General features: G+C 44.4%; 12 protein-coding genes. 6 read left to right on the top strand and 6 right to left on the bottom strand.

All coding sequences use genetic code 11. The annotated features are described in order from the left end of the window. Positions 1 to 187: 187 nt before the first annotated feature. The 4 genes from AC1P5O_RS02320 to AC1P5O_RS02305 all read left to right on the top strand — a co-directional run bounded on the left by AC1P5O_RS02320 (position 188) and on the right by AC1P5O_RS02305 (position 3124). Entirely contained in the window at positions 188 to 706 is a 519-nt protein-coding gene (locus AC1P5O_RS02320) for a hypothetical protein (RefSeq protein ID WP_348941961.1), read from the top strand. 65 nt (positions 707 to 771) lie between these two features. Further along, the gene (locus AC1P5O_RS02315) at positions 772 to 2088 is read left to right on the top strand and encodes a DUF445 domain-containing protein (protein WP_004279487.1); all 1317 of its coding nucleotides are present in this window, start codon (positions 772 to 774) and stop codon (positions 2086 to 2088) included. A 75-nt stretch (positions 2089 to 2163) separates the two neighbouring features. Then, positions 2164 to 2823, top strand: coding sequence for an adenylate kinase (gene adk / locus AC1P5O_RS02310; protein ID WP_253147639.1), 660 nt, complete (start codon positions 2164 to 2166; stop codon positions 2821 to 2823). Positions 2824 to 2911: 88 nt separating this feature from the next. Beyond that, positions 2912 to 3124: a hypothetical protein gene (locus tag AC1P5O_RS02305; RefSeq protein WP_253147638.1), complete on the top strand. Its 213-nt coding sequence runs from the start codon at positions 2912 to 2914 to the stop codon at positions 3122 to 3124. A 116-nt stretch (positions 3125 to 3240) separates the two neighbouring features. Here AC1P5O_RS02305 and nth read toward each other — a convergent pair whose 3' ends face one another. Further along, a complete protein-coding gene (nth, locus tag AC1P5O_RS02300; protein ID WP_171066336.1) occupies positions 3241 to 3921 on the bottom strand; it encodes an endonuclease III in 681 nt (226 codons plus the stop codon). A 36-nt stretch (positions 3922 to 3957) separates the two neighbouring features. Continuing rightward, entirely contained in the window at positions 3958 to 4749 is a 792-nt protein-coding gene (locus AC1P5O_RS02295) for an RnfABCDGE type electron transport complex subunit B (protein ID WP_180037734.1), read from the bottom strand. A 349-nt stretch (positions 4750 to 5098) separates the two neighbouring features. On the opposite strand from AC1P5O_RS02295, the gene gdhA reads away from it, so the two are divergent. Further along, complete coding sequence (gene gdhA / locus AC1P5O_RS02290) at positions 5099 to 6442, top strand: NADP-specific glutamate dehydrogenase (RefSeq protein ID WP_005262305.1); 1344 nt, start codon at positions 5099 to 5101, stop codon at positions 6440 to 6442. A gap of 70 nt (positions 6443 to 6512) precedes the next feature. Here gdhA and AC1P5O_RS02285 read toward each other — a convergent pair whose 3' ends face one another. The 3 genes from AC1P5O_RS02285 to rlmH all read right to left on the bottom strand — a co-directional run bounded on the left by AC1P5O_RS02285 (position 6513) and on the right by rlmH (position 8784). Continuing rightward, complete coding sequence (locus AC1P5O_RS02285; protein ID WP_348941963.1) at positions 6513 to 7286, bottom strand: DUF4377 domain-containing protein; 774 nt, start codon at positions 7284 to 7286, stop codon at positions 6513 to 6515. 127 nt (positions 7287 to 7413) lie between these two features. Continuing rightward, complete coding sequence (locus AC1P5O_RS02280) at positions 7414 to 8190, bottom strand: DODA-type extradiol aromatic ring-opening family dioxygenase (RefSeq protein ID WP_004646334.1); 777 nt, start codon at positions 8188 to 8190, stop codon at positions 7414 to 7416. 111 nt (positions 8191 to 8301) lie between these two features. Beyond that, positions 8302 to 8784 carry a 23S rRNA (pseudouridine(1915)-N(3))-methyltransferase RlmH gene (gene rlmH / locus AC1P5O_RS02275; protein WP_253138136.1) on the bottom strand — a complete coding sequence of 161 codons (483 nt, stop codon included), beginning with the start codon at positions 8782 to 8784 and terminating at the stop codon, positions 8302 to 8304. Positions 8785 to 8972: 188 nt separating this feature from the next. Here rlmH and AC1P5O_RS02270 point away from each other — a divergent pair, with 188 nt between their 5' ends. Continuing rightward, entirely contained in the window at positions 8973 to 9884 is a 912-nt protein-coding gene (locus AC1P5O_RS02270) for a M28 family peptidase (RefSeq protein ID WP_499005565.1), read from the top strand. Between the two features lie 72 nt (positions 9885 to 9956). Here AC1P5O_RS02270 and lon read toward each other — a convergent pair whose 3' ends face one another. After that, on the bottom strand, positions 9957 to 12383 hold the full coding sequence (gene lon / locus AC1P5O_RS02265; protein ID WP_004279497.1) for an endopeptidase La: 2427 nt from the start codon (positions 12381 to 12383) through the stop codon (positions 9957 to 9959). Positions 12384 to 12510: the final 127 nt, after the last annotated feature.

The raw sequence follows: 12510 nt of genomic DNA, 5'->3' as shown, positions 1-12510 counted from the left end.
TTCTAACGCAACTGCACTTGATTTGATAATGAAAAACTGCCCTTGCAATCAGTTCCTTTAAGCTTTGACTTTGCAGACATTAAAATTGTAAAGTGCTGTATATAAGAGTTGTGATAATTCTGCTAGAGTAAAATCTAATAAAAATAGGACTATACCAAAAACTATAATTAAGGAAGATGGTGAAGGAATGAACAAGGTTTACCCTTTGTTAGCGTTTGCATTGTGGGCGAACGGGGCTTATGCACATGATCAAATGAGTACTACTACAACCAAAATAGAGCCTGCTCAGGCAAAAGCCTTTAATGTGGGTGTTGGTTTTACCCAGAAATTACTGCATTTAAATACCGAATGGGTGAACCCTTATGGGATTGCTTATGTGAAAGGTGGTGTTTTTCTGGATGATGATCGTACGATTGGCGGTCAGGCAGGCTTTCGTTATCCTGCACATCTCACCGGCAAAGATAAAAATGGTTATTATGTCGGGGTTTATGCTGGGCATATCGACAGCAAACAGGTTGATGGTGAGTATGAAGGTCGTTTAGGTGCAGGCGTTGATTTGGCCTATGTTTTGCTTAGTTCAGAACGGATCAGCAGTTTTAGTATCGGGATCGGTGCCGGAGAGAAACTCGAAGACCGAAATGGTCGTGCTGTGACTGAAACAGAACCCCGGCTACAATTTTCCTATACTTTAAGTATCGGTTTATAGACAAAATATTCGACCTTATTAATATGTGTATTCTGTGAACAAAAAATTAAATATGGAAGTTATGCATGCTTGAGTACGTCAACGAGTTGTGGCAAACCTTTGTAAACCGCCCGGATTTTTGGGCCGTGCTCAGCATTATTCCAGTGACTGCATTTGTAACCTGGGCTCACGTCTGGATGGCGCTGAAAATGGTCTTTTATCCGATCAATTTTTGGGGTTTCCATCTGGGGCCTTTGCCTGTGGGCTGGCAAGGGATTGTGCCACGCAAAGCTGGACGTATTTCAGGCATTATTACCGATAACACACTGTCGAAATTAGGCTCCATTCGCGAATTTTTACAGGCGATGGATCCGGATGATATGGCACGCATCATCGGCGAGCAGGTCGGTTTCGAACTGGAACATCTGATTGATGAAGTGATGATGGATCGCAATGCGGTGCTCTGGGAAAACCTGCCTTTTGCTATTAAGCGCAGAATTTATGCACAAGCGCAAAAACAAATGCCGGCAATTTTGCGTGAATTAGTGACTGAGCTGACCATGAACGTCGAGTCACTGGTAGATATGCGTGAAATGGTAGTGAGCCAGATGGAAGGCGACCGTCGCTTGATGGTGCGTATGTTCCTGAAAGTGGGTCAAAAAGAGATCAACTTTATCTGGCATATCAGTGCCCTCATCGGGATGTTCTTTGGTATTTTTCAGATGATTGTCTGGTTTGTAGTGCCGTGGCACTGGACTGTACCGTTCTGGGCTGCGATCTGGGGCTTTTTGACCAACTGGATCGCGATCTGGATGGTCTTCAATCCGCTCTATCCACACCCGGTGAAGTACCCGCAATTCTTTGCTCGCACCACAAACCGCAAGTTTCCATGGATCAAACCGGTGATTCCTCGTATCGGCACCTATAACATACAAGGCGCATTTATGAAACGTCAGGATGAAGTCTCTGACGTCTTCGCAAGTGTAGTCACAGAAGATCTGATTACGTTAAAATCGATCATGACCGAGATGATGTATGGTGGCAGAAAAGATAAAACCCGCCGCATTATCAAACGTCATATTAATGAAATTATGGAAACACCCCTGGTTCGGACCTCTTTACAGCTGTCTTTAGGACCAAAAGAGTATGCAAAACTCAAGACGGACTTGATCGATCGCTCGATTGAAATTACGATGGTACCTGTATGCGACCCAGCATTTAATGCGAGCCGTGCACAGAAAATCTATCAAATGTTTAGAGACCGCATACGTGAGTTGACTCCGAAGGAGTTTCAGAATCTTTTACGTCCTGCATTTCAGGAAGATGAATGGATTCTGATTTTATTGGGTGGGGTAACCGGTTTTGTCGCGGGTTTAATCCATTTGTTTGTGGCTTTCTTATAATGAGATGTCGGGGGACACAATCGGGTGATTGTGGTCGTGGCGTCATACATATTGTTTAAATGAGGATGTTTATATATGCGCATTATCTTACTCGGACCACCTGGAGCAGGTAAAGGTACACAAGCTCAGTTGATCTGTAAGCGCTACAATATCCCACAAATTTCAACCGGTGATATGCTCCGTGCTGCAATTCGTGAAGGAACTGAATTAGGTCTACAAGCTAAAAGTGTCATGGACAATGGCGGTTTGGTTTCTGATGAGTTGATCATTGGTCTGGTGAAAGAGCGCATTGCGCAACCTGACTGTGTAAACGGCTGCATTTTTGATGGTTTCCCGCGTACCATTCCTCAAGCAGAAGCTTTGGAAAATGAAGGCATCACTATTGATCACGTGATTGAAATTGATGTACCGGATGAAGAGATCGTACAACGTCTTTCTGGCCGTCGTCAGCACCCGGCATCTGGCCGTGTGTATCACATCGTTTACAATCCGCCAAAAGTGGAAGGTAAGGATGACGAAACGGGTGAAGATCTGGTTCAGCGTCCTGATGATCTGGAAGCAACAATTCGCAAGCGTCTAGGTTCTTACCACACTGAAACCGAGCAACTGGTTGGTTTCTACCAAGGCCGTGCAGCGTCTGGTGAAAATGCACCAACTTATGACAAGCTAAACGGTTTACGTCCAATCGATGAAGTTCAGACTGATCTTTTCGCGATTCTGGATCAGGCAAAATAATCGGCTGACGATGATTTTGACAATCAGAGAGCCCTAAGTCATATTAGGGCTCTTTTTTATTGCGTATTTGAGCAGGGTACTTGTTGCTATGAAATTTGGCGTATTGGTGTTGATGGTAGTCTTTCTGGCAGTATTGGTAGGTCTGTTCTATATCAGTTTTAAAATACTCAACAAAGTACGTCAGGAAGAACGTGCTGAAAATGCAGCAAAGCGGCCTGAGCGCCAGCTTCATCCAAAATTACAAGCTGAACTTGAACAGCGCAAGCAGCAGGAACAGGCTGAACAAGATCAGGATAAATAATCCATAATAGTTCAGCTCAGCTAAGAATTTGGTTTGAACGAAAAGCACTCTTCTCATAGTCGATAAAAAGGTGACACATTGGTCACCTATTTTTATCCCAGCTTGATCACGCCGTTCTATTCAGCAAGCTCAATATTTTTCACTGCAATCGGGCGGGCTGCGCCAAACTCGAATCGGTCCGGCCAGTTACACACATCTGCTACCACACATTCATGACATTTCGGTTTGCGTGCAATACAGGTATAACGACCATGTAAAATCAGCCAGTGATGTGAATCAATGATAAATTCCTTAGGAATGACTTTGACCAGACGGTGTTCAACTTCCAGCACATTTTTGCCAACTGCCAGTCCGGTACGGTTACCTACCCGGAAAATATGGGTATCAACCGCCATGGTCGGCTGACCAAAGGCCGTATTCAGTACCACATTCGCCGTTTTACGACCTACACCCGGCAGGGCTTCAAGATCCGCACGATTATCCGGTACGATGCTGTTGTGCTTCTGAATCAGCATCTCGCAGGCCTTAATCACGTTGACCGCTTTCGAGTTATATAAACCAATGGTCTTGATATATTCCTTCAAGCCGTCCACACCTAGCGCATAAATGGCTTCCGGTGTATTAGCGACTGGAAAGAGTTTGTCTGTGGCTTTGTTGACGCTGACATCGGTAGCTTGAGCAGAGAGCGTGACCGCGACCAGTAATTCAAAGGGATTGGAATAATTCAGCTCGGTTTTTGGGTTAGGCCGCTGTTCACGCAGGCGTTCAAAAAAGGTCTGAATCTGCTTTTTGGTCATGTTTTTAACGGGCTTGGCCTTTGCTGTGGTCATGTTCTATCCCTGTAAAGCCTGTAATTGCTGTGTCAGTTCTTCCAGTTGGGTACGTTTTCGAGCATCTTCACGAACCGAAAGCTGTTTTTCCAGTTTTTTAATTTGGGTACGTAGTTTTGCCAGTTCAATCGTGGTCTTGGAATCGAGGGCTACAGGCGCATTCGCTGGCTTGTTCACCACTTCAATCACGGGAAGTTGCTCATTTAACGCAGAGAAACGGGCAAACAGGGCCGTATCAATTTCTGCACGGACCACAGGCCCCTTACGATCGCTACGCCGTTTTTCTTCACGCTGGATGTGCGCATAGTAACGCTGACGTAAATCATCCTGTTCCGCAATGCGCTGTACTTCAGTCGGCAAAGGTTGTTGATCTTCAACCAAATCGATGCAGTCTACCGGACAGGGCGGGATACATAGTTCACAGCCGGTACAGAGGTCGGTCAGAATGGTATGCATCAGTTTACCAGAACCAATAATCGCATCGACTGGGCAGGCGCTAATACATTTGGTACAGCCAATACATTCATCTTCACGAATTACGGCTTTGATGCGCTGAGGTCGACCATCGGCTTGAACTGGCCAGACACTTTCTTCAGCTTGAAGTTTAGGACGATTTAATAATGCAGCCAAAGCATCGGCAACAGGCTGTCCGCCCGGCACACATTTATTGGCATTTTCCCCCTCAGCAATCGACTGGGCATAAGGTAAACATCCGTCACGGTGACCGCAGAGTCCACATTGGGTTTGAGGGAGTAAAGCGTCAATCGATTGGACCAGAGAAATGGGCGAATTCATGTATAACCAGCGTTACTCATGGCAAGCATGAGAGAGTAAGTGAAACAAAATATGTCGATTCATCAATTTTAACATATTTTTAAACTCCTAAGTCGTGCGCAATTAAGGGTCAACTTGTGCCTTATTATTAGGCATAAATCTGAATGTAAGCCTTGATTCGATTGGCATTTCCTGACATAGAAAAAATTTTCATAATCAATATAAATATTTGTTATCAAATTAATTTTAAAGTATTTTCAAAAAAAGTATTGTAGATTAGTTACAAAAGATATTTAATATTTTGCGCCAAAATTTAACATTGATTGTAAATTTGACCAATTTTGATCCATTTTCTGCTGAGGATTAAGCGTTGAAATACAACACACTTAATGAGTTCCTAGATTACGTAAAATCACGTGATGCACATCAACCAGAATTTCTTCAAGCTGTAGAAGAAGTGATGACCAGTTTGTGGCCGTTCATTGAAAAGAACCCACAATACGCAGCACATGGTTTACTAGAACGTCTAGTTGAGCCAGAACGTGCGATCCAGTTCCGAGTTTCTTGGGTAGATGACCAAGGTCAGACTCAAGTAAACCGTGCGTTCCGCGTACAGTACAACTCAGCGATCGGTCCATTTAAAGGTGGTATGCGTTTCCACCCTTCAGTGAATCTTTCAATCCTAAAATTCTTAGGCTTTGAGCAAACATTTAAAAATGCTTTAACCACACTTCCTATGGGTGGCGGTAAAGGCGGTTCTGATTTTGACCCTAAAGGCAAATCAGAAGGCGAAATCATGCGTTTCTGCCAGGCTTTAATGATCGAGCTGTATCGTCACCTTGGTGCGAACACAGATATCCCTGCAGGTGATATTGGTGTAGGCGGTCGTGAAGTGGGCTACATGGCCGGCATGATGAAAAAATTAAGTAACGACACGGCATGTGTATTCACTGGTAAAGGTTTAACTTTCGGTGGTTCATTGGCACGTCCGGAAGCAACGGGTTACGGTACTGTGTATTTCGCTGAGGAAATGCTTAAGTCTCGTGGCGAAAGCTTCAAAGATAAAGTCGTTGCGATTTCAGGTTCTGGTAACGTTGCGCAATATGCTGCTGAAAAAGCAATGTACCTCGGTGCGAAAGTGGTTTCACTTTCTGACTCTGCCGGTACAGTTCACGTTAAAGACGGTTTCACTGAGGCGCTTCTTGCTGAAGTCATGGAACTTAAAAATGTAAAACGTGGCCGTATTTCAGAATTCGCATCTAAACATGGTTTCGAATATCTTGAAGGACAACGTCCTTGGGGTATCAAGTGTGATATCGCATTGCCATGTGCGACTCAAAACGAACTGGATGCAGACGACGCTGCTAAGCTTCTTGCAAACGGTGTAATCTGTGTAGCTGAAGGCGCGAACATGCCTTCTACACTTGAAGCTGTTGAGAAGTTCGTTGAAGCGAAAATTCTTTATGCGCCAGGTAAAGCATCAAATGCAGGTGGTGTTGCAACTTCTGGTCTGGAAATGTCGCAAAACGCATTGCGTTTAGGCTGGACTTTCGAAGAAGTTGATGAGCGTTTACACGCAATCATGAAAGAAATTCACCGTAACTGTGTGAAATTCGGTACTAAAGAAGACGGTACTGTGAACTATGTTGACGGTGCAAACATTGCGGGCTTCGTAAAAGTTGCTGATGCAATGCTTGCTCAAGGCGTATTCTAAGTCTGACTTAGTCTAAGCTGAAAAAACCGGGGCTGTTGCCCCGGTTTTTTTATATCTGGTATTTTTAGCCTTAAAGAGCACCCTTAACTATTTCACGCTCAACCGCCATATCAAAAATATAGGCATATTTCGATTGATCAGCTGCCGGATGCTTAATTTCAAAACGTTTGACCCGAATAATCTGCCGTTCATTTGGTGAATGCCGAAAACCTTCAATCTGATCATAGAATAAAGTCCAGTCCTTATCGACCTGAGTTTTCAGGCCATTCTGATCATATTTCACTTCTTTGACTTGCAAGCAACTTTGTTGGACCACGCCGGTACAGGGTTTAGTGTCAGGAGCAATTTCCAGAAAAATTGTTTCAGCCTGTCCTTGGTATTTGGTTTCCGGAGTCATTTTCCCGATAAATTCATAGGTTTGACCATTTGCGGCCATCAACGTCAGGGTCGGCTTGTCAGGATCTGTGGTATTGAGCGTAAAAGGAATGTCACGCTTCTGTAAAAGTTGGCTGACAAAACGTTCCTGCTCCATCAATGCTGCATCACAGGCCATTTCAGTGCCTATAACTTCGCTGGTGGTGATGATATTGTTTTTGACTGACCAGGTCGTCCCGAGTCCATTACAGCCCGTCACGGCGCTCAGCCGGCCTTGAGCGTTGAAACTCAGTACAACGGGTCGTTCTAGTCCACGATTCAGTTCCCAGTAATAGGCTGGAAGAATCTGATCTGCATTTTTTTGTTGGATGGTGGCCACCGCAAGATCTCCAGCTCGTTGAATATCACTGGACTGACAGCCTGCAAAAGTTAAAGGCAATAATGCCAGCACAATAAATTTTAATTTCATGGACTTATAATGAAGTATATAAAGTTCAAACAATAATAATGGATGTATTGCAAAAAAATATGGATACATTTCGCAGCTTTGGGTTGCAAAATGTATCCATCATTAAGATTTTAGCGCTGAAGCAAGATTAATCGAAGCGGTAAATATCCATACCGAGTGAACCCATGGTGAAACTGCTATGTACCAGACTAAAACGCTGACCTGTGCCCATCGCAAAGAAAATCGGAGCAAAATGTTCCAGCGTTGGATGATTCCGTGCCATATGCGGAATATTGGACCAGTCCAGTACAGCATCATAATCATTGTGCGTCAGTTTATGCACCACAAAATTACGGAAGCCTGAGGCCCATTCGGGTACATCAGCAGCCGATCCATCCCAAGACAGTTCACGTAAATTATGGGTAATACTGCCCGAACCAATCAGCAGGATTTGCTGTTCACGTAAAGGTGCGAGACTTTGACCAATCTGATAAATCTCATCCGCACTCATCGACATGGGTAAGGAAATTTCTACCACGGGAATGTTGGCATCTGGATACATATGTAGCAGCGGCATCCATACCCCATGATCACGCGGACGAGTACTGTTGGCATGTGCAGAAAAGCCGGCATTGGCCAGCAAGCCTAAGACTTTCTCGGCCAATTCAGGATTTCCCGGTGCAGGGTAGCGTAATTGATAAAGTTCAGGCGGGAAACCACGAAAATCATGCCAAGTTTCTGGGCGAATTGCGCTACTGACTTCCAACGCATCACTTTCCCAATGCGCAGACATCACAATAATCGCTTCCGGGCGTGGCAGATTTTCGCTCAAACGATGCAAGGCAGGACCCACTTGCTCAGGATTCAGCGCCAGCATAGGAGAGCCATGAGAAATAAATAAGCCGGGCAACGTTTGTAAGTTCATAAGTCAAACCACATCTGGAAAGATGCCTCAATAATGCATGAAAAATAGAAATAAGAGCAGAAGAGATTATTCAACAAAACGTTGCATATAAAGAACGCTTCAGCAAAATCATTAGCCTGCCCGATGATAAGGATGGTTGTTATTGATGCTCATGGCACGATAAAGCTGCTCGATCAGCATGACACGTACCAGTGGATGCGGCAGGGTTAACTTGGAAAGTGACCAGTGCCATGCAGCAGCTTTACGCACGGCTTCTGAGTGACCATCCGGCCCGCCAATCGCAAGTGCTATATCATTGCCTTCCAGCATCCAGCCTTTCATGGTTTCAGCCAGTTTTTCGGTACTGAATTCACGTCCGCCCACTTCAAGCGCAATCAGGGTTTCATTCTGCTTGAGCGCATTTAAAATACTGTCGCCCTCAATATTACGGTATTTCAGAATATCCGCTTCAGAATCATTTTTCCCGCGCTTGGCCATCGGCAGTTCAATAATCTGGGTCTGTACAAAAGGCTGAATACGTTTGAAATAATCTTCAAAACCAGTCAGCACCCACGCTGGCATTTTTTGACCAATGGTCAGGATACGGATTTTCATACAGACAGATCAATAATTGGATACCTCATTATAACGATCAAACAACATGAAGTTGAGCAGGGAAACAAATTGAAATTGAAATGAGAGATTTAGTGTTGCTTTAATGTCCTTAGTTCAAGTATCCGCTTGATAAAGGAATGGAATAATAATAAATGCGGAACAGTGTCATGATAAAAGGATGTTGTACTGTGCTGCTGTTACTGATAGGCCTCATGGGGCCTAGTCTCTGTGCAGCCAATTCGAGCAAAAATGCTCAGGTCTCTCATCTGGAATTATTTTTTAGCCAGATCATGAGTGTCGATGAATACCGAAATTATAAAAATTTAAAAGAGCTGAATCGGGTATCTGCCTGGATCAAAGGGCAGATGCAGCGCTTTGGTATTCCATGCCAGTTTCAGGTTTATGTGGTCAATAACCTGAGTTACCGAAATGTCATCTGTAGCTTGGATACTCAAGCCAAAACCAAGATGGTGATGGGGGCACATTATGATGTCTTTAGTGCCCGAAACGGTGCTGATAATAATGCCTCAGGGGTAGCGGGTTTACTGGAAACTGCAAGATTACTGGCCCTGCAAAAATCCAAGCTCAAACATGATGTCGAATTTGCTTTCTATACGCTTGAAGAGCCGCCTTTTTTCAAGACAGAACATATGGGCAGTTATATGCATGCCAAGTCTTTAAAAAAGCAGAAGCAGAAAATTGAGGGCGTGGTGATTCTGGATTCGATTGGTTATTTTGATGAACATCAGGTGCAGAGCTATCCGGTGGGATTAAAATGGATTTATCCACGACATGGCAATTTCATTGCAGCCATTGGGCATTTAGCCTCAACTGGCCTGACTGGAGATTATTGTGATGCCATGCAGCGTTTTAACCATCTGGAGTGTCAGCGTTTTGTCAGCCCAAGTTTTGCTCAGGATATGAATTTTTCTGGTTATCTGAATTATGCCAAATTCAACTATTCGACCATGCTGATTACCGATACTGCGAGTTATCGTAATCCTTATTACAATACCGAATTAGATACCTTAGACAAGCTTGATCTGAACAAGATGGCCCATGTGATTGATGGATTGGTTGCGATGGCGTTACAGCCATAATTCAGTTGTTTTATTCAATAACTCAATAAAAAACCCTGCCGAAGCAGGGTTTTTTATATGAAACATCAAGTCTTAATGACGCGCTGCTTTCGCTTCTTCTTTGGTTTTCACAATTGGTGCTTTAACCAAGGCTTTTGGCAAAGAGGTCAGTGCCAGCGGTAAAATCTCATCAATCGATTTTACGGCTTTAATTTCTAGACCTTCTTTGACATTTTCTGGAATTTCCGCCAGGTCACGTACGTTTTCCTGTGGAATGAATACCAGCTTGATGCCACCACGATGGGCTGCCAAAAGTTTCTCTTTCAAGCCACCGATACGCAGCGCACGACCGCCCAGACTGGTTTCACCTGTCATCGCGATATCCGGACGAATCGGGATACCCGTGAAAGCAGATACCAATGCTGTAGTCAAAGCCAAACCTGCCGATGGACCATCTTTCGGTGTTGCGCCTTCAGGTAAATGCACATGCACGTCGGTTTCTTCAAAGCGCGAGGCTTCGATGCCGAGTTCATCCGCACGGGTACGCACTACAGTCATCGCAGCGGTAATCGATTCTTTCATGACATCGCCAAGAGAACCGGTGGTAATGAACTTGCCTTTACCTGGGACTGCTGCAACTTCAATGGTCAGTAATTCACCGCCGACAGAAGTCCAAGCCAGACCATTTACACGGCCAATTTGCGCTTCTTCTTCCGCCATACCGTAGTCAAATTTATGTGGACCCAAGTAATCTGGAAGATTTCCTGCGGTCACTTCAACCTGAAGGTTTTTGGCTTTCTTGCTAACCGCTTCTTTTACCACTTTACGTGCAATTTTTGACACTTCACGTTCAAGGTTACGAACACCGGCTTCACGGGTATAACGGCGCACGATGTCACGAATCGCCTCTTCATGCACGGTCAATTCTTTGGCACGTAGACCATTGTTCTTGATTGCTTTAGGAACAAGGTAACGGTCCGCAATATTGACTTTCTCTTCTTCGGTATAACCCGGGAGACGAATCACTTCCATACGGTCCAGTAGGGCCTCAGGAATGTTCATGCTGTTCGCGGTACAGATAAACATCACTTCAGACAGGTCCAGATCAAGATCCAGATAGTGATCGCTGAACTTGTTGTTTTGTGATGGATCAAGTACCTCAAGCATCGCAGAAGCCGGATCGCCACGGTAGTCTTGCGCCATCTTGTCGATTTCATCGAGCAGGAACAACGGGTTTTTTACACCCACTTTAGTCAATGACTGCACAATTTTACCTGGCATCGCACCGATATAGGTACGACGGTGACCGCGAATTTCCGCTTCATCACGCACGCCGCCCAGTGCCATACGCACGAACTCACGACCAGTTGCTTTGGCAATTGATTCACCGAGTGAAGTTTTACCCACACCTGGAGGACCAACCAGACACAGAATCGGGCCACGCAATTTTTTCACGCGTGACTGAACTGCCAGATATTCCACAATGCGATCTTTGACATCGTCCAGACCATAATGGTCTGCATCCAGAATTTCCTGTGCTTTGCTCAGGTTAATGCTGACTTTGCTGGCTTTATTCCATGGTGTATCCAGAATGACTTCCAGATAGTTACGTACCACAGCAGCTTCACTTGAAGCAGGCTGCATCGCTTTTAATTTACGGAATTCAGCTTCTGCTTTTTTACGTACATGCTCAGGCAAATCTGCTTCAGCCAGACGTTTTTCAATTTCAGCGACATCGTCTTCCGCGCCGCCGTTCATATCAGAAAGCTCGCGCTGAATGACTTTCATTTTTTCATTCAGGAAATATTCGCGCTGGTTCTTTTCCATCTGACGTTTAACAGAATCATGCAGGGTTTGCTCAATCTGTTGTTCTTCAGACTGTTGCAATAGATAAGTCATCAGCTCAGTCAAATGCGCTTCGAATTCGTCATGTTCCAGGAATTTCTGTTTGACATCAATATTCAAGGGAACACGGGTTGCGACGAAGAACAATAACTGTAATAGATCTTCAATTTTGTTGGCTGCGGTGATCAGTTCACGCGCATTACGAAGTTTCGCTTCTGCATATTGAGCGAAAAGCGCACGTAATTCCTGCAAGCGCACAGCTTGGGTGTCTGCATCGACGCTCACCGTCATTGGGCTGAGTTCATGCTCTGCTGTCAGATACTCAGTTTCGTCAATGATAGTTTTCAGCTTGGCACGGTGCAGGCCTTCGATCAGGACTTTAATACAGTTTTCATCATTTTCGTGATTCACAACTTGCACAATCTTCGCGACAGTACCGTATTGATATAAATTGTCGTGATCAATTTCTTCTGTAAGCGAATCTTTTTGCGCAACTACAAATACTAGATTGTCACTGTTACGAGCCACATCAACTGCATTGATCGATTTTTCACGACCGACAAACAGCGCAATTTGCATATGTGGATAAACCACCACATCACGCAGCGCCAAAAGGGGTAATACACTTGGAACCTGAGGCTCTAAGGTTTCTTGATTCATAATAATTTCAGACATGAGCACTCCTAATGAGTGACAACGGTGTTGCCATGCTTTTAATAGTGATGGGTAATTTTAAAAATACAAGGGCAGTTAAGATTAAATTGTATAAAAAATGACTAATTATGTGATTTTAAAGTAGTTA

The sequence above is a fragment of the Prolinoborus fasciculus genome (assembly GCF_056724605.1).
Note: the sequence above shows the minus strand (reverse complement) of the source record. Positions and strands in the feature narration are given on the sequence as shown.

Bases quoted from the DNA above. Each gene is read 5' to 3' on its own strand.
- AC1P5O_RS02320 (WP_348941961.1), top strand. From the start codon at position 188: ATGAACAAGGTTTACCCTTTGTTAGCGTTTGCATTGTGGGCGAACGGG.
- AC1P5O_RS02315 (WP_004279487.1), top strand. From the start codon at position 772: ATGCTTGAGTACGTCAACGAGTTGTGGCAAACCTTTGTAAACCGCCCG.
- adk (WP_253147639.1), top strand. From the start codon at position 2,164: ATGCGCATTATCTTACTCGGACCACCTGGAGCAGGTAAAGGTACACAA.
- AC1P5O_RS02305 (WP_253147638.1), top strand. From the start codon at position 2,912: ATGAAATTTGGCGTATTGGTGTTGATGGTAGTCTTTCTGGCAGTATTG.
- nth (WP_171066336.1), bottom strand. From the start codon at position 3,921: ATGACCAAAAAGCAGATTCAGACCTTTTTTGAACGCCTGCGTGAACAG.
- AC1P5O_RS02295 (WP_180037734.1), bottom strand. From the start codon at position 4,749: ATGAATTCGCCCATTTCTCTGGTCCAATCGATTGACGCTTTACTCCCT.
- AC1P5O_RS02285 (WP_348941963.1), bottom strand. From the start codon at position 7,286: ATGAAATTAAAATTTATTGTGCTGGCATTATTGCCTTTAACTTTTGCA.
- AC1P5O_RS02280 (WP_004646334.1), bottom strand. From the start codon at position 8,190: ATGAACTTACAAACGTTGCCCGGCTTATTTATTTCTCATGGCTCTCCT.
- rlmH (WP_253138136.1), bottom strand. From the start codon at position 8,784: ATGAAAATCCGTATCCTGACCATTGGTCAAAAAATGCCAGCGTGGGTG.
- lon (WP_004279497.1), bottom strand. From the start codon at position 12,383: ATGTCTGAAATTATTATGAATCAAGAAACCTTAGAGCCTCAGGTTCCA.